24 protein-coding genes are annotated in these 26,284 nt (G+C 40.5%); 20 read left to right on the top strand and 4 right to left on the bottom strand.

Annotated elements, in window-relative coordinates; translation table 11 throughout:
* Positions 1-48: 48 nt before the first annotated feature.
* The gene (locus BLQ18_RS05445; protein ID WP_090293374.1) at positions 49-768 is read right to left on the bottom strand and encodes a copper homeostasis protein CutC; all 720 of its coding nucleotides are present in this window, start codon (positions 766-768) and stop codon (positions 49-51) included.
* Between the two features lie 40 nt (positions 769-808).
* On the opposite strand from BLQ18_RS05445, the gene BLQ18_RS05440 reads away from it, so the two are divergent.
* From BLQ18_RS05440 to BLQ18_RS05410, 7 genes are all read left to right on the top strand, one after another.
* Positions 809-1,801: a glycosylasparaginase gene (locus tag BLQ18_RS05440; protein WP_090293373.1), complete on the top strand. Its 993-nt coding sequence runs from the start codon at positions 809-811 to the stop codon at positions 1,799-1,801.
* 106 nt (positions 1,802-1,907) lie between these two features.
* Positions 1,908-2,420 (top strand): hypothetical protein, encoded by a 513-nt coding sequence (locus tag BLQ18_RS05435; RefSeq protein ID WP_139150366.1) that lies wholly within the window; start codon positions 1,908-1,910, stop codon positions 2,418-2,420.
* A 178-nt stretch (positions 2,421-2,598) separates the two neighbouring features.
* A complete protein-coding gene (polA, locus tag BLQ18_RS05430) occupies positions 2,599-5,433 on the top strand; it encodes a DNA polymerase I (protein ID WP_090293371.1) in 2,835 nt (944 codons plus the stop codon).
* 26 nt (positions 5,434-5,459) lie between these two features.
* Entirely contained in the window at positions 5,460-6,173 is a 714-nt protein-coding gene (locus BLQ18_RS05425) for a hypothetical protein (RefSeq protein WP_090293370.1), read from the top strand.
* A gap of 84 nt (positions 6,174-6,257) precedes the next feature.
* Positions 6,258-7,445 carry an MFS transporter gene (locus BLQ18_RS05420; RefSeq protein WP_090293369.1) on the top strand — a complete coding sequence of 396 codons (1,188 nt, stop codon included), beginning with the start codon at positions 6,258-6,260 and terminating at the stop codon, positions 7,443-7,445.
* Between the two features lie 77 nt (positions 7,446-7,522).
* Positions 7,523-8,344 carry an NIPSNAP family protein gene (locus BLQ18_RS05415; protein ID WP_090293368.1) on the top strand — a complete coding sequence of 274 codons (822 nt, stop codon included), beginning with the start codon at positions 7,523-7,525 and terminating at the stop codon, positions 8,342-8,344.
* An 18-nt stretch (positions 8,345-8,362) separates the two neighbouring features.
* On the top strand, positions 8,363-8,644 hold the full coding sequence (locus BLQ18_RS05410) for a thioredoxin domain-containing protein (protein WP_090293367.1): 282 nt from the start codon (positions 8,363-8,365) through the stop codon (positions 8,642-8,644).
* A 68-nt stretch (positions 8,645-8,712) separates the two neighbouring features.
* Here BLQ18_RS05410 and BLQ18_RS05405 read toward each other — a convergent pair whose 3' ends face one another.
* Positions 8,713-9,276, bottom strand: coding sequence for a hypothetical protein (locus tag BLQ18_RS05405; RefSeq protein WP_090293366.1), 564 nt, complete (start codon positions 9,274-9,276; stop codon positions 8,713-8,715).
* Between the two features lie 177 nt (positions 9,277-9,453).
* Between BLQ18_RS05405 and BLQ18_RS05400 the strand changes: the two genes are divergently transcribed.
* Both BLQ18_RS05400 and BLQ18_RS05395 read left to right on the top strand, forming a co-directional pair.
* Positions 9,454-11,286, top strand: coding sequence for a glycoside hydrolase family 2 protein (locus BLQ18_RS05400; protein WP_090293365.1), 1,833 nt, complete (start codon positions 9,454-9,456; stop codon positions 11,284-11,286).
* A 52-nt stretch (positions 11,287-11,338) separates the two neighbouring features.
* Positions 11,339-12,088 carry a sulfite exporter TauE/SafE family protein gene (locus tag BLQ18_RS05395; protein WP_090293364.1) on the top strand — a complete coding sequence of 250 codons (750 nt, stop codon included), beginning with the start codon at positions 11,339-11,341 and terminating at the stop codon, positions 12,086-12,088.
* Here BLQ18_RS05395 and BLQ18_RS05390 read toward each other — a convergent pair.
* Positions 12,064-12,519, bottom strand: a complete 456-nt coding sequence (locus BLQ18_RS05390) for a MarR family winged helix-turn-helix transcriptional regulator (RefSeq protein WP_090293363.1) — start codon at positions 12,517-12,519, stop codon at positions 12,064-12,066. The genes BLQ18_RS05395 and BLQ18_RS05390 overlap by 25 nt on opposite strands.
* Before the next feature lie 167 nt (positions 12,520-12,686).
* Between BLQ18_RS05390 and hppD the strand changes: the two genes are divergently transcribed.
* The 5 genes from hppD to BLQ18_RS05365 all read left to right on the top strand — a co-directional run bounded on the left by hppD (position 12,687) and on the right by BLQ18_RS05365 (position 18,567).
* Positions 12,687-13,820: a 4-hydroxyphenylpyruvate dioxygenase gene (gene hppD, locus BLQ18_RS05385; protein WP_090293362.1), complete on the top strand. Its 1,134-nt coding sequence runs from the start codon at positions 12,687-12,689 to the stop codon at positions 13,818-13,820.
* 79 nt (positions 13,821-13,899) lie between these two features.
* Positions 13,900-15,057 (top strand): homogentisate 1,2-dioxygenase, encoded by a 1,158-nt coding sequence (locus BLQ18_RS05380; RefSeq protein WP_090293361.1) that lies wholly within the window; start codon positions 13,900-13,902, stop codon positions 15,055-15,057.
* Positions 15,058-15,159: 102 nt separating this feature from the next.
* Positions 15,160-16,380, top strand: a complete 1,221-nt coding sequence (fahA, locus tag BLQ18_RS05375) for a fumarylacetoacetase (protein ID WP_090293360.1) — start codon at positions 15,160-15,162, stop codon at positions 16,378-16,380.
* Between the two features lie 205 nt (positions 16,381-16,585).
* A complete protein-coding gene (locus BLQ18_RS05370; RefSeq protein WP_090293679.1) occupies positions 16,586-17,455 on the top strand; it encodes a flavin reductase family protein in 870 nt (289 codons plus the stop codon).
* Between the two features lie 11 nt (positions 17,456-17,466).
* A complete protein-coding gene (locus BLQ18_RS05365; protein WP_090293359.1) occupies positions 17,467-18,567 on the top strand; it encodes a pyridoxal phosphate-dependent aminotransferase in 1,101 nt (366 codons plus the stop codon).
* 360 nt (positions 18,568-18,927) lie between these two features.
* Here the strand turns inward: BLQ18_RS05365 and BLQ18_RS05360 are convergent, their stop codons facing one another.
* Positions 18,928-21,579: a DUF5916 domain-containing protein gene (locus tag BLQ18_RS05360; RefSeq protein ID WP_175443719.1), complete on the bottom strand. Its 2,652-nt coding sequence runs from the start codon at positions 21,577-21,579 to the stop codon at positions 18,928-18,930.
* 245 nt (positions 21,580-21,824) lie between these two features.
* On the opposite strand from BLQ18_RS05360, the gene rplM reads away from it, so the two are divergent.
* The 6 genes from rplM (at position 21,825) to frr (ending at position 26,237) form a co-directional block, all read left to right on the top strand.
* Positions 21,825-22,280, top strand: coding sequence for a 50S ribosomal protein L13 (rplM, locus tag BLQ18_RS05355; protein WP_090293358.1), 456 nt, complete (start codon positions 21,825-21,827; stop codon positions 22,278-22,280).
* The gene (rpsI, locus tag BLQ18_RS05350) at positions 22,280-22,666 is read left to right on the top strand and encodes a 30S ribosomal protein S9 (RefSeq protein ID WP_090293357.1); all 387 of its coding nucleotides are present in this window, start codon (positions 22,280-22,282) and stop codon (positions 22,664-22,666) included. The genes rplM and rpsI overlap by 1 nt, the downstream gene beginning before the upstream one ends.
* Positions 22,667-22,880: 214 nt before the next feature.
* A complete protein-coding gene (gene rpsB / locus BLQ18_RS05345) occupies positions 22,881-23,897 on the top strand; it encodes a 30S ribosomal protein S2 (protein ID WP_090293356.1) in 1,017 nt (338 codons plus the stop codon).
* A gap of 81 nt (positions 23,898-23,978) precedes the next feature.
* Positions 23,979-24,803: a translation elongation factor Ts gene (tsf, locus tag BLQ18_RS05340; RefSeq protein WP_090293355.1), complete on the top strand. Its 825-nt coding sequence runs from the start codon at positions 23,979-23,981 to the stop codon at positions 24,801-24,803.
* 130 nt (positions 24,804-24,933) lie between these two features.
* A complete protein-coding gene (pyrH, locus tag BLQ18_RS05335; RefSeq protein WP_090293354.1) occupies positions 24,934-25,641 on the top strand; it encodes a UMP kinase in 708 nt (235 codons plus the stop codon).
* A gap of 41 nt (positions 25,642-25,682) precedes the next feature.
* A complete protein-coding gene (gene frr / locus BLQ18_RS05330) occupies positions 25,683-26,237 on the top strand; it encodes a ribosome recycling factor (protein ID WP_090293353.1) in 555 nt (184 codons plus the stop codon).
* Positions 26,238-26,284 lie beyond the last annotated feature (47 nt).

Raw genomic sequence — 26,284 nt, 5'->3', positions numbered from 1 at the left:
TTTTTGCAAAATTAGGGTTAATCTCCTATCTAGCAGTGCTTTTAAATATTATTTAACGGCTGCCACAATGGCCTTGAGCACTTCTGGATTGGAAACTGCAACTTGGTCTTCCACCAAATGTTTAGACGAGTTCATGCTTATTTTGTTACTGATGTTCACTGCATTCTGAAAAGAAGATCCTGAACAGTGAATAGCAATTAAGCCTTCATTTTTAAACTTCAACGCATTAGCTGATGAGACCCCTCCCCCAGCCATAATCGTCATGGTGGTTTGCTGCTGCCATGTCTTCAAATTTTTCAATCCTAGTTCTGCTGAAGTTTTGCCACCAGAAGTCAATACTGTCTGCACTCCGATGGATTCCAATTGTTTTATGGCTTTTGACGGATTCGCCACCCAATCAAAAGCGCGATGGAAAACAAAATGCAACTCCCCACTCAGTTCGACAAGAACTTTAGTTCTTTCAATATCAACTGTAAAATCAGGATCTAAAATACCAGACACAATCCCATCGACCCCCATTTCTTTACAAGCTAAAATATCGGCTTTCATTACCTCAAATTCATAATCCGAATAGGTGAAATGCCCCCCTCTCGGACGCAGCAGCACATGTACAGGAATATTCAACTCCTTTTTAACCAATCGGATAAGTCCAGCTGAGGGAGTTATGCCTCCAACACCAAGCTCCGAACACAGCTCAATTCTGTCCGCCCCAGCCCTTTCCGCATTCACTGCCGATTCCAACGAATTGGCACAAACTTCTACCAGCATATTGTATATTTATGACCCTTAAAAGTAAACATACCAACGCATGGAACGACGCAAATTCCTTAAAAATTCGAGCCTTACCGCTGCAGGACTGGTTTCTGCCACCACATTGGCCTCTTGTAAAACCGAAACTAAGTCCGAAGCAGCTGCGATTGCTGCGATAGAACCCATAAAACCTATTGTGGTTTGCACTTGGAATTTTCTCAATGCCACCAACAAAGCATGGGAAGTATTGAGCGCTGGTGGAAATGCCCTCGATGCCGTAGAACAAGGTGTGATGGTGGAAGAAGCTGATGTAACCAACGAGACCGTGGGTAAAGGTGGTCGTCCAGACCGTGATGGCAACGTGACTTTGGATGCCTGCATCATGGACAAAGATGGGAATTGCGGTTCCGTGGTCTACCTACAAAATATTGCGCACCCCGTTTCGGTAGCCCGTAAAGTGATGGAAGAAACCCCACACATTATTTTAGCTGGAAAAGGTGCCGAAAAATTCGCCTATGAGCAAGGCTTCAAAAAAGAGGATTTGTTTACAGAAAGTACCCGAAAACAATACGAAGAGTGGTTAAAAACCTCGAAATATGAAACCACCATCAACATAGAAAACCACGATACCATTGGCATGTTGGCCATCGATGCCAACGGGGATATTGCTGGAGCATGTACCACGAGTGGCATGGCCTACAAAGTAGGAGGTCGTGTTGGAGACTCCCCCATTATTGGCGCTGGACTTTTTATCGATAATGAAGTCGGTGGTGCTACCGCTACGGGAGTGGGTGAAGAAGTAATCCGTACTGTAGGCAGTTTTTTAATTGTGGAATTGATGCGTCAAGGTAAAAGTCCACAAGAAGCCTGCGAAGAGGGTGTAAAACGCATCATGAAAAAAAATAAGGGCCGAAAAGATTTCCAAATCGGATTCTTGGCCATCAATAAAAATGGAGAAACAGGTGGCTATTGTGTTCACCCTGGGTTTACCTATCGGGAATATTCCGAAAAAGGTCACGAGAATCGAGAGGTGATCAGTTTTTATGAATAGAAGTTAGAACGCTTCGCTGTTAGACGTGAGATGCTAGACCGCTGCGCTTTTAGATTCAAGAATTAAGAGCGCTTCTAGAGTCAAGGTAAACGATTTCAATAAAAAAATGACCAAATACTATTCATCCTCAAGCTATTTTATTTTTGAAGCAATTTTTGCCTCAATTATATTGTGCTTAATCGGTTATGGCCTATTCTCAGCAACTACTTCAATATTTTTGAAGACTACTACCATTTGCTTTACACTATTGATTTTGGTTTCAATTGCCTTATACTTAAGAAATATTGTGTTTAGTATTTTTTTTGAAGAGACTGAAATCATAATTGATTTTCATTTAAAAAAACAAAAAACTAGAATTCAATATTCCGACTTGGTTGAAATAAAATACATATCTGTTCAAAAAGCTCCCGACATGAACAGAATTTATTTTAAAACAAATAAAAGTAGAAAATCTAAAAAATTTCAAGCTGTTTCTATTAATGATGAATTTGTTGAATTTTATAATTGGCTCAAAACTAAAAATCCAAAAATCAAGGTTTCCCTAACTCCACCAGATCATTATTTAAATGAATTATTATTTGGTCCCAAATACAGGAAATTTATTAAAAAAACCTTGTGAATTAATTCTTCCTCTTGCATCCTGACTCTTGTATCCAATATCTAGAAGCGAAGCGTTCTCAAATCTAACATCTAGTTTCTTGCTTCTATTAAAACATCAATTCGTACTTTTAATCCCCATCCTATTTTGGGAACCTCATATTGTTTATTGAACATTGCTAATTGACAACTGAAAATACATGTCCGAACAAAAAAGACTTTTCCTTTTAGACGCCTACGCACTTATATTTCGTGGTTACTACGCCCTCATCAAAAACCCAAGAATCAATTCAAAGGGAATGGACACTTCCGCCATTATGGGGTTCATGAATTCCCTTTTTGATGTAATCAAACGTGAACAGCCCGACCATTTGGCCGTAGCTTTTGACAAGGGGGGCAGTGTGGAGCGTACTGAACTTTTTGAGGAGTACAAAGCCAATCGTGATGAGACTCCAGATGCCATTCGAATCGCAGTGCCCTATATTCAACAAATATTGGAAGCCATGAAAATTCCCGTGGTGGAATTGGCGGGCTACGAAGCGGATGATCTTATCGGTACTTTGGCCAAACAAGCCGAAAAAGAAAATTACAAAGTTTTTATGGTAACGCCCGACAAGGATTTTGGGCAGTTGGTAAGTGAAAATATCTTTATGTACCGTCCAGCCAGAATGGGTAACGGTATTGAGATTTGGGGGATTCCCGAGATTCAAAAACGCTTCGGAGTTAAACGTCCAGAGCAAGTTATTGACTATTTGGGAATGATGGGGGATGCCAGTGACAATATTCCTGGATTGCCAGGTGTGGGTGACAAAACGGCCAAAAAATTCTTGGAACAATTCGATTCTTTGGAGGGCTTATTGGCGAACACCGACCAGCTCAAAGGCAAAATGAAGGAGAAAGTTGAGGAAAATGCCGAGTTGGGCCGCCTTTCCCGAAAACTGGCAGAAATAAAAACGGATTGCGACGTACAATTCCATGCGGAGGATTACGAAATGTGTCCACCTGATGCAGAAAAAGTTCAGGAAATCTTTGAAGAATTGGAATTCCGAAGATTAAAGGATCAATTCATAAAACTTTTTACCGAAGAAGCCGAGGCAAGCACCCCTGTAACCAGCACGGAAACCGCCAAAGAGGAGGCCAAGGTTGCTGGCAGTGGTCAATTTACCTTGTTTGGTGGAGACCCAACTGAAGCGGCAGCGACCATCAAGGATGTGAATAGCAGAAAAACCATTGCCGATGTTTCCCATTTGTACCAAAACGTGCAAAACGGATTGGGCATGGACCTCTTTTTGGAAATGCTGATGAAACAACCCTCCGTTTGTTTTGATACTGAAACCACCTCCCTAAACCCATTGGAAGCCGAATTGGTGGGCATTGCCTTTAGTTGGTCACCAGGAAAAGGATTTTATGTCCCATTTCCCGATAACGAGAACGATGCCAAACCTTTGATTGAAAAACTACGCCCATTTTTCGAATCCGAGGATATTGAAAAGGTGGGGCAAAACCTAAAATACGACATCAAAGTGATGCAAAACTACGGTGTGGAAGTCAAGGGCAAATTGTTCGATACCATGTTGGCCCACTACCTCATCAACCCAGATATGCGCCACAATATGGATGTGCTGTCCGAGACCTATCTCAACTACACTCCCATTTCCATTACCGAACTGATTGGTAAAAAAGGCAAGAACCAGCTCAGTATGCGTCAAGTTCCATTGGAAAAGCAAACGGAATATGCAGTAGAAGATGCCGATGTTACCTTTCAATTGGGATTAAAATTTACTCCTGAGTTGAAAGAAGCCCAAACCGATAAATTGTTCAACGATATCGAAATTCCATTGCTTCGCGTTTTGGCCGATATGGAATTGGAGGGTATCAATTTAGATGAAAAGTATTTAAATGACCTCTCGACTGCGCTCGAGGTAGACATTGCAGATCTGGAAAAGAAAATTTATGAAGATGCAGGCGAAGAATTCAATATTGCTTCCCCAAAACAATTGGGTGACATCCTATTTGGAAAATTGAATTTGGTGGACAAACCCAAAAAGACCAAAACGGGACAGTTTTCCACTTCGGAAGATGTACTCTCCTATTTGGCCAAAGATCATGAGATCATTAAAAATGTGTTGGATTACCGCGGATTGGCCAAACTAAAAAGCACCTATGTGGATGCATTGCCCAACGAGGTGCAACCAAAAACAGGTCGCGTGCACACCGATTATATGCAAACCGTAGCGGCTACGGGCCGATTGAGCAGTAACAATCCGAACCTGCAAAATATTCCTATCCGAACTGAACGTGGACGCCAAGTGCGAAAAGCGTTTATCCCACGTGATGAAAACTATGTTTTATTGGCTGCGGATTATTCCCAAATAGAATTGCGTATTATTGCGGCATTGAGCGATGAGGACACCATGATTTCAGCCTTTAAACATGGAGAGGACATTCACGCATCTACCGCTTCCAAAGTGTTTAACGTACCGATTGAAGAAGTGACCCGTGAACAACGTAGCAATGCCAAAACAGTAAACTTCGGGATTATTTATGGGGTTTCGGCCTTTGGGTTGAGCAACCAAACTGATTTGAGCCGAACTGAGGCCAAAGAACTCATCGACACCTATTACAAAACCTATCCAAAATTGCGCAATTACATCAGCGAGCAGATTGATTTTGCCCGTGATCATGGGTATGTGCAAACGGTGTTGGGGCGTCGTCGCTATTTAAAAGACATCAATGCGGGGAACCAAGTGGTGCGCGGCGCGGCTGAACGCAACGCCGTAAACGCGCCTATTCAAGGGAGTGCTGCGGACATCATCAAGATTGCGATGATCAACATCCACAAAAAGCTTTCGGATGGCAAATACAAGACCAAAATGTTGCTGCAGGTGCACGATGAATTGGTTTTCGATTGCTACAAACCCGAGTTGGAAGAAATGAAAGCACTAATCAAAACTGAAATGGAACACGCTTATGAGTTATCCGTTCCCCTAGATGTCGAAGTGGGTATTGGCGAGAATTGGTTGGAGGCGCATTAAGGCATATTTTTTGATTACTTCCTAACATGAAGAATCAATTCAAAGTTTACTTGCTTATTTGTGCATCCACCATCTATTTAAGTTGTGAAAATTCAACAGAAAACTATCTAGATGGAAATCCAATTCAATTTTCTGCTTCAAAAATATACTCAAATGAATATTTAAAGTTTGAAGGCGACCCGAAATTTGAGGTCATCAATCTTGACGAAACATCTAACTTCGAATCTTTGATTGAAAAAATGCAGCTTTTATCTTGTGAAGATAAATTTACGGGACTCACATATAGTTTAAATGACACCATCCATTATCAATATGGCGTTACCATTTGCCCAACTAGCAACGTCACTTCATGCTTTTTCAATCGAAATACCATTCGCATAAAGAACGATTCATTAAAAAATTATCGTGTTTCCATTGACCAATATTATCCAATTGAGTCAATAGCCGAGCAATTGAAAACTATGGAACATGTGGACTACATTGACACCAGTGGAAACCCTATTCTAAAAAAGGTATTGATTTATTTGTATGTAGAAGAGAAATATCCAATTATAAAAACCAAGCAGATACTTTCAGAGATTGAAAATCAATTTAAGTTAGCGAATTTAGTAATGGGCGAAGACTATTATAGATACCTATTGATTTTTGAGGAGGAAAACTATTTTGATATTTCCTTTCCACCGCCACCACCACCCCCAATTTTTGAAGCTCAAGAAAACAAGGGATTTAAATTGAATTAAATATTACCTTAATTCGTAAGGCTAAATAAGTAAGTTAGACCAATCGTTTTTAAGTTCTTAACCTCAAACATTGATTTCCAGTCGTTGAAACCCTCTAAAATCATACTGCCCATCATTGTGTTTTCGCAGTTTTGCTGTACGTCACTTTGGTTTGCAGGCAATGGGGTGATGCAAGATCTTGTGTCCACTTTTGGGTTAAATGATAGCGCTGTGGGGCATTTAACCTCGGCGGTACAGTTTGGGTTTATCGTGGGCACTTTACTTTTTGCCATTTTATCCATAGCAGACCGCTTTTCGCCCTCCAAAGTGTTTTTAAGCTGTGCCATTTTGGGTGCAATCTTTAATCTTGGAGTGATTTGGGATGGCAATAGCCTTACCAGCCTTTTGAGTTTTCGGTTTTTCACAGGATTTTTCTTAGCTGGTATCTATCCCGTAGGCATGAAGATTGCCGCAGATTATTATGAAAAAGGATTGGGCAAATCTCTGGGTTTTCTTGTCGGGGCCCTGGTGGTGGGTACTGCATTTCCGCATTTATTAAAAAACATGACCCATGCCTTTCCTTGGAAAATGGTCTTGGTAGCCACCTCCAGTTTGGCAATTTTGGGAGGAGTACTTATGTTGAGTTTTGTTCCAGATGGACCATTCCGAAGACCAAGTCAAAAACTGGAAATATCGGCATTTGTCAAAGTCTTTCAGTTTCCCAAGTTTCGTGCTGCTGCTTTTGGCTATTTTGGACATATGTGGGAACTCTACACCTTTTGGGCCTTTGTTCCTATCATGCTGCAAACCTATGCATGGGCACACCCAGAAGTTGCATTTAACATTCCTTTGTGGTCCTTTTTAATTATTGCCTTAGGTGGATTGGCATGCATTGTAGGAGGATATATATCACAGCAATTGGGGACCAAAAAAGTGGCCTTTGTGGCCCTTTTGCTTTCTTGTATTTGTTGCCTGGTTTCGCCATTGCTATTTGGTCAATCATCCGAAGCAATTTTTATAGCCTTTCTTATTTTTTGGGGTTTGGTAGTGATTGCCGACTCTCCCCTATTTTCCACTTTAGTGGCTCAAAATGCTTCCCCAGAAATTAAAGGCACCGCACTTACCATTGTCAACTGCATCGGATTTGCAATTACCATCATCAGTATTCAATTGTTGAACATCATGAGAACCTGGACTTCTTCCAACTTCATATATATGGTTTTGGCCATTGGTCCCATTTTAGGGTTGTTGGCTTTGCTTTCTAAAAAACCTCATCTAGAACAAAAAAGATAATCAGCAATTAATCCGTATCTTGAAACGTCGTTGTAAAAACACATATACGACATCACATCAAACTAAACAGCTGAACAATGAAAATCATCAAATTCCTCCCCTTGCTACTTACTTTAGTGGCATTGACCAACTGTGGAAACCCTAATCCTGAAACTACCGAAACCGAAACCATTCCAGAAACAACCCAGGACGAACGAGAGTTTTATCAACTTAAAATCTATTCCTTTAGTTCCGAAGAACAAATAGCTGCTACCGACGATTACCTAAAAAATGCCTTTATGCCCGCGGTGAAAAAACAGGGCATAGAAAATGTGGGTGTGTTTAAATCCCGTACCAACGAGACGGATACGGTGCCTAAAACTTTTGTGCTATTGCCATTTAAAAGTTTGAAGCAGTTTCAAGAGTTGGAAAGTAAACTTTTGGAGGATGAAACATATGTAACAGCGGGTGATGCCTATATCAATGCGAAATTTGATAATCCACCCTATGACCGTATTGAATCGGTGCTGCTTCAAGCCTTTCCAGACATGCCTAAAATGGCCACTCCAAATTTGGACAGTCCACGTGCCGATCGCATTTATGAGTTAAGGAGCTATGAGTCGTCCACTGAAAAATATTATCGCAACAAAGTAGATATGTTCAATGCGGGTGGTGAAATTCCTCTTTTTGACCGATTGGATTTTCAGGCCGTATTTTATGGGGAGGTGCTTTCTGGGCCCAAAATGCCTAATTTAATGTACATGACCACCCATGCCGATATGGCCACAAGGGAAAAACATTGGGAGGCTTTTGTGGAATCCCCTGAATGGAAAGAACTGATTGCCATGCCCAAATACGAAAACAATATGTCGCATATTGATATGTGGTTCCTCTACCCTACCGAATATTCCGATTATTGATTTAAAATGATTTTTTAAATGATAGAACTCATCTACTTTACTGGAAAAACTTGTGGGGTTTGTAAAGTGCTAAAACCAAAACTACTTGAAGCGGTTCAAGAAAATTTTCCTGAAGTAAAGATTCGTGTGGTAGATGTTGAGGAAGAAGTGGAATTTACAGGGCAATCCATGGTGTTTACCTTACCTGTGGTCATCCTTAAAGCCGATGATAAGGAAATGTACCGTTTTGCCCGAAGCTTTTCTATTTATGAGGTACTTCAAAAACTAGAGCGACTGCAAGAAATTCAAAATGAAGGTTAATACTTCCTTTGATACCAAATAAAAAAGGCACCCCGAAAGGTGCCTTTTTCATCTTCTTCATAGCATAATTAGTTGCCAAAACTATTGGCCAATCGTGGTTGCGAAGTTTTGCTTTTTATAAACAAATCCGTAAGCGGTTTAAAGTGTCGCTTCCACTGGTATGGAGCAAAATCGAACCACAACTTAACTTCTGGGGCATGTCCTTCTGCTACTTCAAACCCTCCATCAATGGTAAAGTCCAAACGGTCGAATGCATTTGCAGATTCTTCTTTCCCATCCTGATACATAAATTGGTTACCCCAACCTGCCAAGTAAAAACGTAAGGCAGTATATGTTCCATTCGGCAAGGAGAGCACACTTTTGGAACGCAAAAATGTTCCAGAAGCGATTCCTTTTAAGGAAACTGGGTTTTGACCAGGAAAATCTATTATAAAATGTTCTTTACCACTTTCGTCGATTGCGGCGAATTTGGTAATGTTCAGCATCATTTCAGAAACCTTGAGCGATGTTGCAGGCTCGTTTCTTAAGATCAACTCGGCACTCCCGTTATGGGATTTGTACCAGCCTTCCATCACATGTGGTGCATAAGGCGCTGTTGACCATATTGTTGGGTAAAAATTTGTCTTTTTCATAGCAATTGTATAACTAACACTATACGGGTACAAAGTTGCGGCAGTTTTCCTACCACCACGTCCAATAAATTATCCATTTACTATGCTGTATTAACCTAAATAAGCGATTTTAAGATTATTTTAGGTTAAAATGACATAACCATAACTTTTCTATCTTTAGATTTCCAACAAAAGCACATGAAAAACATCTTTTTGGGCCTAACTATCCTAATGGCCTCAATTACCAATCTCTGGTCCCAAGATCCAGATGCATTATTGATTAATACCACAAACCGAAAAACCACCTCTCTCAACGGAGCTTGGCATTATATTGTGGATCCCTATGAAAATGGGTATTACGATTATCGTTATCAACCTTTTGACCAACAGGAAAAACCATCTCGCAATGCCTATTTCACCAACTCAAAACCCAACAGTCCATCAGATCTGATTGAATACAATTTTGATGAGGCAGATACTTTACAAGTTCCTGGCGATTGGAATACCCAGAAAGAGAAGCTATACTATTACGAGGGGACCATTTGGTACAAGAAATCGTTTGATTATACCAAAACGGATGCGGCCAACAGAGTATTTGTTTATATCGGGGCATCCAATTACAAAACCGAAGCTTATTTAAATGGGAAAAAACTCGGAACCCATATCGGTGGATTTACTCCTTTTAATTTTGAGGTAACCGACCTTTCAAAAGAAAAAGACAACTTTCTAATTTTTAAGGTAGATAACAAACGCTCTAAAGAGGGTGTTCCTACCTTAAATACAGATTGGTGGAACTACGGTGGCATCACACGAGATGTAAAACTGATTGAAACGTCCCCCACTTTTATTCAAGATTATGTGGTGCAACTGGATGCAGATGACACTTCACTTATTAAAGGTGAAATCAACTTAAATGGTCCATCCGAAGAGAACCAAAAAGTTTTGGTTGAAATTCCAGAGCTAAAAATCAAAAAGCAAGTGACCACAGATGCATCGGGTACAGCTTCTTTTGAAATCAAATCCAGAAAAATTGAATATTGGTCACCCGAAAATCCAAAACTTTATCAAGTGGATTTAACATTAAATGGGAATACGCTCTCCGACCGAATTGGATTTAGAACCATCACTACCAAAAACGATAATATTTTATTGAATGGAAAATCCATTGTGCTAAAAGGTATCAGTTTGCATGAAGAAAGCCCTATTTCCAAAGGACGGGCAAATTCTCTGGAAGATGCCAAAAAAGTATTAGGGTGGATCAAAGAAATGGGTGGAAACTATGTGCGCCTTTCACATTATCCGCACAACGAACACATTGTGAAATTAGCTGATGAAATGGGAATTTTGGTGTGGGAAGAAAATCCTGTCTATTGGACCATTCAATGGCAAAATGAAAGCACCTATGCAAACGCTGAAAATCAATTAAAGGAATTGATCCAAAGAGATAAGAACCGAGCTTCGGTGATTATTTGGTCCATGGCCAACGAAACTCCTGTAAGCGATGCCCGAAATACATTTCTAACTCGATTGATTGAAACAGCTCGTAATTTAGACCCGACCAGACTCATTAGTGCCGCCTTGGAACAAACCAGTTCACCTGACAATCCCAACGTAAAAATAATTGATGACCCCATGGCCGATGTGGTGGACGTGCTCAGCTTCAATCAATATTTGGGATGGTACGGAGGCACCCCAGAAAGTTGCCGAACAGCAGAATGGCATATTGAACAAAATAAGCCCGTGATCATTTCAGAGTTTGGGGCTGGAGCCAAACAAGGCTATCACGGAGATAAAAACACGCGTTGGACGGAGGAATATCAGGAATATTTATACGAGGAAACTTTGGCCATGCTCAAAAAAATTCCCCAATTAAGAGGAATGTCACCATGGATTTTGGTCGATTTTAGATCTCCGAGAAGACCGTTGGCCAACATTCAAGATGATTACAATCGAAAAGGCCTCATTTCTGAAGACGGCATAAAAAAGAAAGCCTTTTGGACCTTGCAGAATTTTTATAGCACTTGGGAATAGATCAGCATTTAAACGATAGGAAAAGCGTAACTTTTCTCTTTTAACCAGCAGTATGAAAATCAGCTATGTTTTTTTGTTGCTCGCGCTTGTGGCGGAAATTATCGGAACCATTGGAGGTTTTGGTTCTTCGGTGTTCTTTGTGCCTTTGGGTAATTTTTATTTTGATTTTTATTCCGTGTTGGGCATGACGGCCATTTTTCACCTGTCGAGCAACCTCAGCAAGATTTTCTTTTTTAAAAAAGGATTGGACAAAAAGCTATTGCTCTATATCGGGGCACCCTCAGTTTTGTTTGTGATTGTGGGTGGATTTCTTTCAAAAATGGTGAATGGTTATTATTTGGAAATCGTTCTGGGAATATTTTTAGTGGTTTTCAGCCTGTTGTTCTTGATCAAAAATGAAATTGTGGTGCTTCCCAATAAAAGGAATGCGGTAGTTGGAGGAATACTTTCTGGATTTTCTGCAGGACTTTTGGGTACCGGAGGTGCCATTCGTGGGTTGACCATGGCGGCTTTCAATCTGGAGAAAAGTGCATTTATCGCCACTTCAGCATTTATTGATTTTCTGATTGACTTCTCGCGAACCTTTGTCTACTATGAAAATGGCTATATCGGCAAACAAGAATTGATGTACCTACCTTTTTTATTGGTGATTGGATTGGTGGGCACTTATTTGGGCAAAAGAATATTGCACTATATCCCCCAGGATAAATTCAAAAAAATTAGTTTGATTTTAATTTTACTGATTGGTTTGGTCACCATCGCCAAAATCGCATTCAATCATTGGGGCTCTGTCTCGTCGTAGTTGGCCTCAATTTGATTCAAAACAATTAAAAAAGTGGCAAATTGGGCAGGATCAATATCTTTTACTGCCAATTTTCGAAGTTGCATGGCTGTGGGAAGTGTTACATCCAAAATTTCCTTTCCTTGAGGAGTAAGTTCAAGCTTGAATCGCTTTTGATCCCCCTCAAAACGAGTTTTGGATATCCAACCCTTCTTTTCCAAACCACCGATGACTCGAGAGGTAGTGGCTCTGTTTCTAAAATTGTTCTTTACAATGTCACGCTGGCTGGCTTCATCTCCCAATAAATGAATTTGATAAAGAATCACCCATTGCTCAATGGTGATATCCACACCCAAAGCCTCAAATGCCCTTAAATAGGCTTTTTGAATCTTCCGAAGCACCAAATCCAAATGGTACCCCATCCCCTGTATTTCATCTATTCGATTGAGCATGTAGTCAACAAAAATAGGGATTCAGACTTTATATTGGTCTTCTCACAAAATACCACATTCAATTTTAACCGAAAATTTGGCCAACGAAATCGCTTTCGTAATTCAATTTTACTATTTTTGTTGTTGATGCAACAAAAAAGAATTGAACAATAAAAACAAAACAAGTCATGGAAACTACAGTACTTCCAAAATCAAAAGATACCTCACAAGATTTTATGCCCATTAATGGGACAGATTACATTGAACTTTATGTGGGCAACTCCAAACAGGCCGCACATTTTTATAAAACCGCTTTTGGATTCCAATCTTTGGCCAAAGCAGGATTGGAAACTGGACTAAAAGACCGTGAAAGTTATGTTGTGGTTCAGGATAAAATTAGATTGGTGCTTACCTCTCCCCTTAAAAGTGGCACAGCTATAGGTGAGCATATCGACAAACACGGGGATGGCGTAAAAGTCGTTGCCCTTTGGGTTGAAGATGCTACCCATGCGTACAATGCAGCCATGGAACGTGGTGCCAAATCGTATATGGAGCCTACTGTCGAGGAAGATAAGAATGGTAAAGTGGTTCGTTCTGGAATTTACACCTATGGTGAAACCGTTCACGTTTTTGTAGAGCGCAAAGATTATGAGGGTACTTTTCTGCCAGGATTTGTACAATGGGAAACCCCTGATTACAATCCAACCTCAACAGGCCTGAAATTTGTAGACCATATGGTGGGCAATGTAGGTTGGAACAAAATGAACCACTGGGTGAGCTTTTACGAAAATGTACTTGGTTTCAAAAACATCCTATCATTTGACGACAACGATATTTCTACCGAATACACTGCACTGATGAGTAAAGTGATGAGCAACGGAAATGGTCGAATTAAATTCCCGATCAACGAACCAGCAGAGGGTAAGAAAAAATCACAAGTAGAAGAATATTTGGATTTTTATGAGGGTGAAGGTGTTCAGCACATAGCCGTTGCCACAGATGACATTATTCAAACTGTTCGCGACCTTAAAAGTAGAGGAATTGAATTTCTACACGTACCCGAAACCTATTACGATGCGGTGACTGACCGAGTAGGTGAAATCGACGAGGATATTGCACCGCTTCGCGAATTGGGCATTTTGGTGGATCGTGATGATGAAGGCTATTTACTTCAAATATTCACCAAGCCCGTAGAGCCAAGACCGACAATGTTCTTCGAAATCATTCAAAGAAAAGGGGCACAATCTTTTGGAAAAGGAAACTTTAAAGCCTTATTCGAGGCAATTGAACGCGAACAAGAACTAAGAGGCACATTGCATTAAAAATCGTAAATTTTAAGTGTTAAGTTTTGAGTTGAGGCTAAAACTCTTCACTTAACACTTTGAACTTAAAACTAAAGCAATGCCTATTTATCATAAACTCGGGAAAATTCCGCAAAAACGGCATACCCAATTCGAAAAACCGAATGGTGGACTCTATTACGAGCAACTTTTCGGCACTATCGGATTTGATGGCATGTCCTCACTTTCCTACCATGTTCACAGACCCACTCAGGTAAAAGAAATTGGAAAGGCGATAGACGTAAGCCCAAAAATTGCGGTGGCAAAAAACATCACCAGTCGAAAGTTTATTGGTTTTGATGTGACTCCCAAAGATGATTTTTTGGAAGCACGAGAACCCCTTTTGGTGAACAACGACGTTCATGTTGGTTTAGCTGCTCCGCAAAAATCCGTCACAGACTATTTTTATAAAAATGCTGATGCGGACGAAATGCTTTTCATCCACAGAGGATCGGGAACTTTAAAAACCTTTTTGGGCAATATTCCATTTGAATATGGGGATTACCTCATAATTCCAAGAGGTATGATTTATCAAATTGAATTTGATACCGAGGACAATCGCATTTTGTATGCTGAATCCTTTCATCCGATATATACTCCAAAAAGGTATCGCAATTGGTTTGGTCAACTTTTGGAGCACTCCCCTTTCTGTGAGCGCGATTATAAATTGCCTCAAGAGCTAGAAACTTTTGATGAAAAAGGAGAGTTTCTAATAAAAATCAAAAAACAGGGCATGTTGCACCAACTCGTTTATGCCACACATCCATTTGATGTGATCGGCTGGGACGGTTACAATTACCCCTACGGATTTTCCATCCATAATTTTGAGCCGATTACGGGTCGAGTGCACCAACCGCCACCAGTGCATCAAACTTTTGAGACTAGTGCTTTTGTGGTATGTTCGTTCTGCCCTAGGCTGTACGATTATCATCCCAAAGCGATTCCTGCACCCTACAACCATTCCAATATTGATTCGGATGAAGTATTGTATTATGTGGACGGTGATTTTATGAGCAGGACAGGTATTGGCCCAGGCTATATTTCATTACACCCAGCCGGAATTCCACATGGACCACACCCTGGTACTTATGAAGCTAGCATTGGTAAAAAAGGCACCGAAGAATTGGCTGTGATGATTGATACGTTCAAGCCTTTACAGGTGACTGAGAACGCCCTCAAAATTGATGATGGCAAATATTACAAATCGTGGTTGGAGTAGTTTAGTAGTTAGACATTAGATTTCAGATATTAGAAATGGAAAAAATCAACCTTATACGAAGAATCTAAATTCTAACTACTCAAATCTCACATCTTATAAAAAATGATCATAGAAATACCTGAAAACTCAGACTTTTCAATTTACAATATTCCTTTCGGGATTTTTTCCACGGAGGATAGAAGTCCACGGGTGGGCGTTGCCATTGGCGACCATATTTTGGATTTGGCCGCAGTGGCCGAATTGGATGTGTTTGATTTCAATACTGCCCTCTTGGAAAAGGACACCTTGAACGATTTTATTTCCCTAGGAAAAGAAATCACCTCTAGGGTTCGAAAAAAGATTCAGTTTTGGTTGAAAGATGATGAATCCGTTTTGGCAGGAAAACCCGAACTCTTCGTTAAACAATCGGAAGCACAAATGCATATGCCCGTTTCCGTGGGCGATTATACCGATTTCTATTCAAGTTTGGAGCACGCCACCAATGTGGGAAAAATGTTCCGAGACCCTGAAAATGCGCTATTGCCGAATTGGAAACACATTCCAGTGGGTTATCACGGCAGGGCAAGTTCTATCATCGTGAGTGGTCAACCCATCCACAGACCAAAAGGACAAACAATGCCCAAGGGAGCAACGAATCCTGTTTTTGGTCCTACCAAACGTTTGGATTTTGAACTCGAAATCGGTTTTATCTGCGGAAAAGAAACAAACTTGGGTGATTCCATTTCAACAGGCGAAGCCGAGGATTACATTTTTGGTTTGGTTTTGTTCAACGATTGGTCAGCCAGAGATATCCAAAAATGGGAATATGTGCCTTTAGGCCCATTTTTGGCCAAAAATTTCGCATCCTCCATTTCACCTTGGGTGGTGACTTTGAAAGCTTTGGAACAGTTCAAAACAGAAGGCCCTAAACAAAATCCCGAAGTACTTCCCTACCTACAATTCGAGGGCAAAAGGAATTACGACATCAACCTTGAGGTGAGCATAACTCCCGATTCTGGAAAGGAAACCACAGTTTGTCAAAGCAATTTCAAACATATGTATTGGAATATGAGTCAGCAATTGGCACATCATACCGTAAACGGATGCAACATTGCTATTGGAGACATGATGGCTTCTGGAACCATTTCGGGCAAAGATGAAAATAGTTTTGGCTCTATGTTGGAACTGTCTTGGGGAGGCACCAAGAACATCAAACTAGAAGATGGCTCGGAACGCACCTTTATTGAAGATAGGGATACCGTGACGCTTCGCGGTTTCGCCCAAAAAGGCGATATTAGAGTCGGATTTGGAGCAGTGAGCACTAAAGTGTTGCCTGCTAAATAAAATAGGTGGTTGAGCGTAGTCTAAACCACTGTGATTTTAATGTGACTTCGACTTCGCTCAGTCACCCACATAATAAATTAAATAGATTACCCACGGATGCTGAGCGGAGTCGAAGCAACCGAAATAAAAATTGTGACTTCTACCGAACTAAGTCACCTTTATATAATAGATTCCCGCTTTCGCGGGAATGACACTAAAAAGTGATATGATCAAAACCATAGACCCAGCAACATCCAATAATTTGGATTTATACAACCTCATGTCGACCGCGATTGCGCCACGACCCATTTGTTTTGCAAGTACGGTGGACAAAAATGGGAATGTGAACCTGAGCCCGTTCAGTTTTTTCAATATGTTCAGTTCCAGTCCACCCGTAATGGTATTTTCACCAGCTCGAAGCGGCAGGGACAACTCCTTAAAAAATACCCACGAAAATGTTTTGGAAGTGCCCGAGGTGGTCATCAATGTGGTGAACCACGACATGGTGGAGCAAATGTCGCTTTCGAGTACGGCCTATGCCAAAGGGGTAAATGAATTCGTAAAAGCAGGATTCACCGAAATTCCCAGTGAAAAGGTAAAACCGCCGCGAGTGGCCGAGTCACCCATTTCTTTTGAATGTACCGTGCAAGAGGTGATTGAATTGGCTCAGACTCCAGGGGCTGGTAATTTGGTGATTGCCAAGGTGGAATTAATCCATGTTGATGAAAAATATTTCACCGATGGCATTTTGGATACCGAAAAATTAGATTTAGTAGGCAGAATGGGTGGCAATTGGTACATCCGAGCCATAAAAGAATCACTCTTTGAAGTCACCAAACCCATCCGCACTTTGGGTATTGGAGTGGATGCTTTACCTAAAGGTATTCGGGAAAGCGATGTGCTCACTGGGAATGATTTGGGCCGTTTGGGCAATTTGGAGCATTTACCCTCTACTTCTGAAATTGATGTTGCTGCCGTTATGGAGGGTGCTGAAGCTTTATCCAAAAAAGATATCCATTTATTGGCCCAGCGTATGCTTAAAGATGGTAATACCAAAAAAGCAATGGCATTATTGCTTTATGGGGAGAGTTTGTAAAGATGATTTAAATGAAAAAAGACATCACATTCATTTTCAAGGCCCATTTGGTGCCCAAAGAGGTGTACCAAGGAGGAAAAAACATACCCCCAACCGATAAAAAAATTCATAAGCTTTCTTCCAACGAAAATCCATTGGGTGCATCGCCCAAGGCCGTTGCAGCGATGAAAGCCGCTTTGGACCATATTGATATTTATCCCGACCAAACCGATATCCGTTTGCGGGAAGCTTTGGTCAAAGATTTTAATGGCCAATTGACTGCCGAGCAGTTTTTGTGTGGCAACAGTGGTTCGGAAATTTTGGATATTCTACTTCGAGCATTTATCAATGAGGGAGATGAAGTGATTTTTTCCAACCCCTGTTTTCTGCCCTACGCTGTTTTTTCAAGGTGGTATGGTGCCAAACAAGTGGATGTTCCGCTTTTAGCTCCTAACTACGATTTGGATGTGGAGGGTATTTTGAATGCCATCAACGAGAAGACCAAAATCATTTTCTTGACCAGTCCCAATAATCCTACGGGCACCTACATTCCAAAATCGGTAATGGATGATTTTATGGCCCGTGTTCCCAAAAACATTGTGGTGGTTTTTGATGAGGTGTACCGTCATTTTGCGGTTGCCGAAGATTATGTGACCGCTTTGCCGTATGTTTTGGAGGGTCACAATGTTGTTGGACTGAACAGTTTTTCCAAAACCTATGGATTGGCTGGGCAACGTATTGGATACGGATACACTACGCCTACCATTGCCAATTATGTGCGATTGATCCATAAACCATTTTTACTTCCATTGACATCCATCGAGGCTGCCATTGGAGCTTTGAATGACACCGAATTCATTGAGAAAACGGTAAAAACTGTTTTGGAGGGCAGGGCTTTTATAGCCAAAGCCTTTAACGAATTGGGCATTACATATTGGCCAAGTCAAGCTAACTTTTTTATCATAGACCCACCTTTTCCTGAAATGGAGTTTACGGAAAAAATGATGGAAGAAGGGATTATGGTTCGTCCTGTTTCCCAATTCGGTGCTCCTGGCAAGGTTCGGATCACCATAGGTGATGCAGAAGCGAATGCTGCTTTGGTGAATGCGTTGCGGAAGATAATGCAGCATTAAAGAAATTCGTCAATTCGAGTGGTTTTTGAAGTGAAACGAAAAAATTGTATCAAGAATTAGAATTTTAATTTCACCAAACCAGATCTCGATACTTTTTCCTAAAGGAAAAAACTCGAACTGACGATTCGACCATTTGGATTCCTGCTTTCACAGGAAGAAAATCTAACTACAAGACATTTCAACTGACTGCCCTAGACAGAAATTCATTTTGACCAAAGAAATAGATTCTTCACTTCGTTCAGAATGACATCTAAATCCGAACACTCGTCATGCTGAATTTATTTCAACATCTCATCAAAGTTGTATTTAGCAAACCATATTTAACACTTCGACTTCGCTCAGTGTCCGAACAGAATTATTTTAGAGCACAAATCTATAGGTAGCCTTCAACAAGAAAATGTTTTGCGGTTTTTGACCAAAAATGTTGTCTCCCAAACTAGGCAATAATCCTGCTGTGGGGTCTCCGCTTCGGGATACATCTTGCGACCAAACCAAGAAAATTTCAGAACCTGGAATGTACTCCCATCGAATTACCAAATTTGAACGGAACTGTACAAAGGAGAAATCAGGGTCATCAAACGTAAAGTCATCAATACCATCCAAATCTTCATCAATGGCGTATACTCCATCCGAATAAGAAGTTTGTTGAGGGCTGTACTGTATAAATCGGTCTTCAAAATTCTTAGCTAACGGGTCTGTTATATGTTTGAAGTTGGAATATCGACCCCTCGAAATAAAAGGTTGCCCCCAATATTGAATGGTTAAATTCGGGTTAATGGTAAAATTCAATCGAAATGACATACTTAAAGTTCGTTGGTCGATTTCTCCATTAAGGTACCGCGGACTGCCATTGACATCATCATAATTATTTATGAATTGAAGTTTGTCGTGGTTCACGTTTAAGGAAGGGAATACCGAAATACGTAGTGCATTGATGGGTTGGTACGAAAATCCTCCCTCTATATAATAGGTCTTAAGGGAATTGTCCACCGCTTTTCTCCCATTGTGAAACACAGAAAATCGGAGCTTTTTTCTGTAATCGGTATTGATGCCATTCCAAAAACTCATCCAAGGGGATTGTCGAAGCCTTGGACCTCCCCTAAGCGCAAAATTATCATATTCGATGGGTGCATAATTGAAACCTATATTGGTTCGCCAGTTACCTTTCCAGTTTTGCCAACTGTTTGTGTTGAACTGTAAATAATTATGGTTCCCAGCAAAATCCCAAGCCGTCCAATGGTTGTAATTGATACCCACTCGTCTAAAAGTACTGTCTGGTTTTAGGGTTTGATACCCTACCCAAGTGTAATGCCGAATATCGTCACCTCTTCTTTGGAAACCAATATCGTTGAGTTCCAATTCGGGAGAACGCCAAGTGGCTCCAGATTCAAATTTCCAATGTCCGTTCCCTACTTTACCGATTTGTATATTACCACCAGTTCCCGTTAAGGATGTTCTGGTCGTATCCACACTCACATGGTCGGCGTCTACCCTATTAAATAAATGCCCAATGGATTGTTGGGTGTTGGTGATAGCCTCTTCACTACCTTTTACATGGCTATACGTGATATTTCCACCTACATACCAATCTCGGTTGGCCCATTGGTGTTTAAAATCGAATCCTCCAGTATAAGCCGAGGTATGCAAAAAGTTCAAGGTTTCGGGAAGGTTCTCCCGATTGGTTGCTGTGAAAAGTCCACCAATGTATGAGTTACGGTCATTGAAATCTTTTTGCAGTCGCCCCACAAAATAATTGGTCATGGGCTCCACCATTTCTTTTCTTTCATCACCATTACCTGTTCTAATCACCGCATTTCTTCTAGCCGTAACACTTTCCAATACACCAATGGCCCATCCATCTTTGGTTTTCCCACTAAATTTTGCCGCACCTATAATAGGTGTATTATCAGGTTGATCTACGAATTCACCGTCATTTGTACTGGGATAAGATTGCGGGCTCCTACCAATTCTACGGGAGTAAAACACATTGTCGGACCCAAAAGTATTTCCTGCTTCGGATTGCGATACTCTAAAATCAAAAATGTTCTTGTTCTCTACAAAAAAAGGACGACGTTCCTGAAAAAATATTTGAAATCCATCCAATGCAATGGCCGAAGGATCCGCATCCACCTGACCAAAATCGGGGTTTACCGTTAAATCCAAAGTAAGATCGTTGGTGATTCCAATTTTGGCATCTAGTCCAGCAGTGATGTTACTTTCGCTTCCATCCCTAAAGGGATTTCCTTCTTCTGCTTCATAGGTTTCAGTTTTGGCTACTGTATAAGGTTGGATTTCCAATTGTTTTTGGGGTTGAATATTTTTCAAACCGTGCAATTCACCAAACTCACTCACCCAACCTGGTTGATCCACAGGCTTACGTTGCCATAGGGAACGCTCTTCATTTCTAAAGTACCGTCTGGTAGATTGAAGTCCCCATACTTGTTCTTCTTCGTTTCCAAATTTTAACTGACTTAAAGGAATCCGAAGCTCGGCTGTCCAGCCCTCCTCATCAATATTTGTTTTTACATACCAAATGGGGTTCCAACTTGCGTCCCAATTGTTCCCATTGTTTGATACGAATTCATCGCCTTTTACCCCTGCGGCAGTTATACTAAAGGAAAATGCTGTTCTTTTATCATTATAGCTATCGATATTGAACTCGACCCAATCGCCCTCAAAGCCATCGCGCCGCGAAAGTCGCTTTACAATTTTATCGGGTTCGGCATCATAACAGCGTACACCTATATATAGGTTCTTACTATCATATAGGATTTTAAACTTGGTTTGCTCAGTGGGCGGCGTGTTTTCATCGGGTTGCCATTCTATATAATCGTTTCCCCATTCGACCAAGTCCCATGCTTGATCATTCAATAACCCATCAATGGCTGGGGCGTCCATTTCACCCAAGGCTTGGGTCACATATATTTTCTTTTCAATTACTTCGGTAGAATCTTGGGCGTAGGTTACAATGGTAAACAATAGGCATATTATGCCAAGGAAGGAGTGTTTCAAACTGTTCGTTTTTTGATTGATGATGTTTTAAAGACCCATCAAAATGCAATCAGTTACAGTTTGTGGTTTATTTTAAGATTTTTTAACAAAATCTCCCGATATTTGCACTCCAACTACACCCCAAAAATTGAATTATAAAAAAGGTGAAAAAATATTCCCTACCAACCGTTTGTAATTCAATCTAATAATTGTACATTTGCAGCCCGTTTATCGGGATAGGTTTTTAAATCAATAATATTCGAGAAGTGGATACATTAAGTTATAAGACTATTTCCGCCAATAAATCTACTGTAAACAAGGAGTGGTTATTGGTTGATGCTGAAGGACAGACCTTGGGAAGAATGGCGTCTAAAATTGCCAAATTTCTTAGAGGAAAATACAAGCCAAGCTACACTCCCCATGTTGACTGTGGAGATAATGTTATTGTCATCAATGCTGAAAAGGTTACTATGACCGGTAACAAATGGGATGACAAAGAATACCAAAGATATACAGGTTATCCTGGTGGACAACGTTCTGCAACTGCCAAAGAAGTATTGAGCAAACACCCGGAGCGTATTGTTGAAAACGCTGTGAAAGGAATGCTTCCAAAAAACAAATTGGGTGCAGAACTTTTTAGAAACCTTAAGGTGTACAGTGGTGCTGAGCACGGACAAGAAGCGCAAAAACCAAAAGCAATAAACTTAAACGACTACAAATAATGGAAGTGGTTCATAAGATAGGTAGAAGAAAAACTGCTGTAGCAAGAGTATATGTTTCCGAAGGTTCTGGAAACATTACTGTGAACAAAAGGGATTTGAACGATTACTTTCCTACTGGTACACTTCAGTACAAGGTAAAACAACCTTTCACCCTAACAGAAACCGATGGCAACTACGACGTAAAAGTAAATGTTTACGGTGGTGGTATCACAGGTCAAGCAGAAGCTGTTCGTTTGGCTTTGTCCAGAGCAATGTGCGAAATCAACGAAGAAAACAGAACTGTTCTTAAACCAGAAGGTCTTTTAACAAGAGACCCAAGAATGGTAGAGAGAAAGAAATTCGGTCAGAAGAAAGCCCGTAAGAAATTCCAATTCTCCAAACGTTAATATTACAGGGTGCTTTTGCACCTATTATATAAAGTTCATTGAAAACCCTGGAATCCATTTTTCAGGGTTAAATTTTTAACCAAGTTGTCGTTGTTCCAAAAGGAAAAAAGAATCGACTTTTTGGAATTTAGTTTAGCATCTAAATGGATTGGGCGAACCAAAAGTGACCACCAACCCATTGCTTACTACAACGGAACGTAAACTAAGTACAAAAATGGCAAGTAAGATTGAAGTAAAAGATTTACTGGAAGCAGGTGTGCATTTCGGACACCTAACAAGAAAGTGGAACCCAAACATGGCCCCTTACATCTACATGGAGCGTAATGGGATTCACGTAATCAACCTCTACAAAACGGTTGCAAAATTAGAGGAAGCCAACGAGGCCCTTAAAAAAATTGCATCCTCAGGAAGAAAAATCCTTTTTGTAGCCACAAAAAAACAAGCAAAGGACATCGTTGCGGATAAAGTATCCAAAGTAAACATGCCATACATCACTGAAAGATGGCCAGGTGGTATGTTGACCAACTTTGTAACCATCCGTAAAGCCGTTAAAAAAATGGCTTCCATCGACCGTATGAAAAAGGATGGTACTTTCAACACCCTTTCCAAAAAAGAAAGATTGCAAGTAGACCGTTTGCGTGCCAAGTTGGAGAAAAACTTAGGTTCCATCGCAGACATGACTCGTTTGCCTGGTGCTATCTTCATCGTGGATACCATGCGTGAGCACATCGCTGTAAAAGAAGCCCAAAAATTGAACATTCCAATTTTTGCGATGGTAGATACCAACTCTGATCCAAGAGATATCGATTATGCTATCCCATCCAATGATGATGCAGGAAAGTCTATCGAAATAATCTTGGAAGAAGTAACCAAAGCAGTTGCCGAAGGTTTGGAAGAGCGTAAAAGCGAAAAAAGCAACGGTAAAGAAGAGGAAAAAGAAGCTCCAAAAGCAGAAAATGCTCCTAAAAAAGGAACCAAAGCTGATGACCTTACCAAAATTGAAGGTATTGGACCAAAAGCTGCTGAAGCTCTAGTGGAAAGCGGTATCGTTTCTTTCTCTGATTTGGCTAAAGCCGATACAGAAGATATCAAAAGTGTATTGACCGAAGCTAGTTCTACTTTGGCTCACTTGGATCCAACTTCTTGGCCAAAACAAGCCAAAATGGCTGCCGATGGTGAGTGGGACGAACTAAAAGAATGGCAAGACAAAGTAAAAGGAGGGGTAGAATAATCCAACCTTGATTTAACATTGTCCTAAAACGAAACACTGTTATAGTGTTTTACTTTACATAAAATTTTAAAAAGCAAGAAAATGGCAAAGATTACCGCCGCAGAGGTAAATAAATTGAGAAAGACCACCGGAGCTGGAATGATGGATTGTAAAAAAGCTTTGGTTGAAGCTGAAGGTGATTTTGATAAAGCAATTGAGATCCTTAGAAAAAAAGGTCAAAAAGTAGCTGCAAAAAGAGCCGACAGAGATTCTTCTGAAGGAGCTGCAATTGCAAAAGTAAGCGACGACAACACTCAAGGTGTAGTTATCTCTTTGAACTGCGAAACTGATTTCGTAGCGAAAAACGATAGCTTCGTGAAACTTGCTACTGATTTGACTGAGCTAGCTCTTGGATTTGACAGTAAAGAAGATTTCTTGGCTGCATCTTTTGATGGTATGACCGTTGCTGAAAAATTGACTGAGCAAACAGGTGTAATCGGTGAAAAAATCGAGGTAGGAAGCTTTGAAAAATTGAGCGCTCCTTTCGTAGGATCTTACATCCACGCTGGTAACAAAATTGCTACATTGGTTGGTTTGTCTGCAAATGTTGATGGTGCTGGTGAAGCTGCAAAAGACGTTGCTATGCAAGCTGCTGCAATGAACCCGGTTGCTTTGAACGAAGAAGGTGTTGACCAATCTGTAATCGATAAAGAAATCGAGATTGCTAAAGACCAATTGCGTCAAGAAGGTAAGCCAGAAGCCATGTTGGATAACATCGCCAAAGGTAAATTGAAGCGTTTCTTTAAAGACAATACTTTGGTGAACCAAGATTTCATTAAAGATAACAAGCAAAGTGTTGCCCAATATGTTAAATCCGTAGACTCAAGTTTAGAGGTTACTGGATTTAAAAGGGTAGCCTTGGGTTAATCCCCTGCTAAATAAATTATAAGAAACCGCTTCTTTTAGGAGGCGGTTTTTTTATGCCCAATTCTCACCATTATTCTATATTTCCCATAAATAATTTTGACTATTTTTGTCCGGACTTCAAGAAACTTCAATGCAATACAAGAGAATTTTATTAAAACTCAGTGGAGAAGCCCTAATGGGGGAACAACAATACGGTATAGATGCCAAGCGACTGGAAGAATATGCCGAAGAAATCAAAGCCGTTGTAAATAAAGGTGTTGAAGTTGCCATTGTTATTGGTGGAGGAAACATTTTTAGAGGTTTGGCCGGTGCAAGTCAAGGTATGGACCGTGTTCAAGGAGATCATATGGGAATGTTGGCCACCGTGATCAACGGATTAGCCTTACAAAGTGCTTTAGAACTTAAAGGTGTGCAAACCCGTTTACAATCTGCCATTAAAATCAATGAAGTTGCCGAACCTTTCATCCGAAGAAGAGCCATGCGCCATTTGGAAAAAGGAAGAGTTGTTATTTTTGGAGGAGGAACAGGAAATCCTTACTTCACCACCGATTCAGCTGCCGTTTTAAGAGCCATTGAAATCAAAGCCGATGTGATTTTAAAAGGAACCCGAGTAGATGGTATTTACACCTCCGATCCTGAAAAAGACAAAACCGCCACAAAATTTGACTCCATATCATTCAACGATGTACTTTCCAAAGGTCTAAAAGTGATGGATACCACCGCTTTCACCTTAAGTCAGGAAAACGAATTGCCCATTGTTGTTTTTGATATGAACACCCGTGGCAACTTAATGAAATTATTATCTGGAGAAAATATAGGAACAGTGGTCAATGTGTAATTTGACTCACAATTTGGTTTCAATTTTTAAAATTTAAAATTATGGACGAAGAAGTAAAATTTGTACTTGATAGCGCAAAAGAAAGCATGGACGGTGGAATTTCCCACTTGGAAAAAGCCCTTATAAAAATCCGTGCAGGAAAAGCCAGTCCAATGATGTTATCCACCGTGATGGTGGAATATTACGGTTCAAAAACCCCACTTTCACAAGTCGCCAACGTAAATACTCCCGACGCTAGAACCATTTCGGTTCAACCTTGGGAAAAAAGTCTTTTAAGCGAAATTGAAACCGCAATCATGAATGCCAATTTGGGCTTCAACCCGATGAACAATGGAGAGATGATCATCATTAACGTACCACCATTGACAGAGGAACGAAGAATTCAACTGACCAAACAAGCAAAAGCTGAGGCGGAAGATGCAAAAGTTAGTATTCGAAGTGCTCGACAAGAAGCCAACAAAGATTTGAAAGCATTGGATATTTCTGAAGATTTGTTGAAAAATGCCGAAGTGGACGTTCAAGAGTTGACCAACAAGTACATTGCTAAAATTGACTCGATCCTTACCGTGAAAGAAGCGGAAATTATGAAGGTTTAATTCTTTAGGATTGAAAGGTTTGTTTCCTAGGAACACAGCATTTCATT

The sequence above is a fragment of the Flagellimonas zhangzhouensis genome (assembly GCF_900102925.1).
In the GTDB taxonomy this organism is placed as follows: domain Bacteria; phylum Bacteroidota; class Bacteroidia; order Flavobacteriales; family Flavobacteriaceae; genus Flagellimonas; species Flagellimonas zhangzhouensis.
This window is presented reverse-complemented; position numbering and strand designations above follow the sequence as displayed.

Excerpts from the sequence above, each read along its gene's own strand:
- tsf (WP_090293355.1), top strand. The coding sequence starts at position 23,979 with ATGGCAAAGATTACCGCCGCAGAGGTAAATAAATTGAGAAAGACCACC.
- BLQ18_RS05440 (WP_090293373.1), top strand. The coding sequence starts at position 809 with ATGGAACGACGCAAATTCCTTAAAAATTCGAGCCTTACCGCTGCAGGA.
- BLQ18_RS05415 (WP_090293368.1), top strand. The coding sequence starts at position 7,523 with ATGAAAATCATCAAATTCCTCCCCTTGCTACTTACTTTAGTGGCATTG.
- BLQ18_RS05390 (WP_090293363.1), bottom strand. The coding sequence starts at position 12,519 with ATGCTCAATCGAATAGATGAAATACAGGGGATGGGGTACCATTTGGAT.
- BLQ18_RS05365 (WP_090293359.1), top strand. The coding sequence starts at position 17,467 with ATGAAAAAAGACATCACATTCATTTTCAAGGCCCATTTGGTGCCCAAA.
- pyrH (WP_090293354.1), top strand. The coding sequence starts at position 24,934 with ATGCAATACAAGAGAATTTTATTAAAACTCAGTGGAGAAGCCCTAATG.
- fahA (WP_090293360.1), top strand. The coding sequence starts at position 15,160 with ATGATCATAGAAATACCTGAAAACTCAGACTTTTCAATTTACAATATT.
- BLQ18_RS05445 (WP_090293374.1), bottom strand. The coding sequence starts at position 768 with ATGCTGGTAGAAGTTTGTGCCAATTCGTTGGAATCGGCAGTGAATGCG.
- hppD (WP_090293362.1), top strand. The coding sequence starts at position 12,687 with ATGGAAACTACAGTACTTCCAAAATCAAAAGATACCTCACAAGATTTT.
- rpsI (WP_090293357.1), top strand. The coding sequence starts at position 22,280 with ATGGAAGTGGTTCATAAGATAGGTAGAAGAAAAACTGCTGTAGCAAGA.
- BLQ18_RS05380 (WP_090293361.1), top strand. The coding sequence starts at position 13,900 with ATGCCTATTTATCATAAACTCGGGAAAATTCCGCAAAAACGGCATACC.
- frr (WP_090293353.1), top strand. The coding sequence starts at position 25,683 with ATGGACGAAGAAGTAAAATTTGTACTTGATAGCGCAAAAGAAAGCATG.
- BLQ18_RS05395 (WP_090293364.1), top strand. The coding sequence starts at position 11,339 with ATGAAAATCAGCTATGTTTTTTTGTTGCTCGCGCTTGTGGCGGAAATT.
- rpsB (WP_090293356.1), top strand. The coding sequence starts at position 22,881 with ATGGCAAGTAAGATTGAAGTAAAAGATTTACTGGAAGCAGGTGTGCAT.
- BLQ18_RS05410 (WP_090293367.1), top strand. The coding sequence starts at position 8,363 with ATGATAGAACTCATCTACTTTACTGGAAAAACTTGTGGGGTTTGTAAA.
- BLQ18_RS05405 (WP_090293366.1), bottom strand. The coding sequence starts at position 9,276 with ATGAAAAAGACAAATTTTTACCCAACAATATGGTCAACAGCGCCTTAT.
- BLQ18_RS05400 (WP_090293365.1), top strand. The coding sequence starts at position 9,454 with ATGAAAAACATCTTTTTGGGCCTAACTATCCTAATGGCCTCAATTACC.
- BLQ18_RS05425 (WP_090293370.1), top strand. The coding sequence starts at position 5,460 with ATGAAGAATCAATTCAAAGTTTACTTGCTTATTTGTGCATCCACCATC.
- polA (WP_090293371.1), top strand. The coding sequence starts at position 2,599 with ATGTCCGAACAAAAAAGACTTTTCCTTTTAGACGCCTACGCACTTATA.
- BLQ18_RS05370 (WP_090293679.1), top strand. The coding sequence starts at position 16,586 with ATGATCAAAACCATAGACCCAGCAACATCCAATAATTTGGATTTATAC.
- BLQ18_RS05435 (WP_139150366.1), top strand. The coding sequence starts at position 1,908 with ATGACCAAATACTATTCATCCTCAAGCTATTTTATTTTTGAAGCAATT.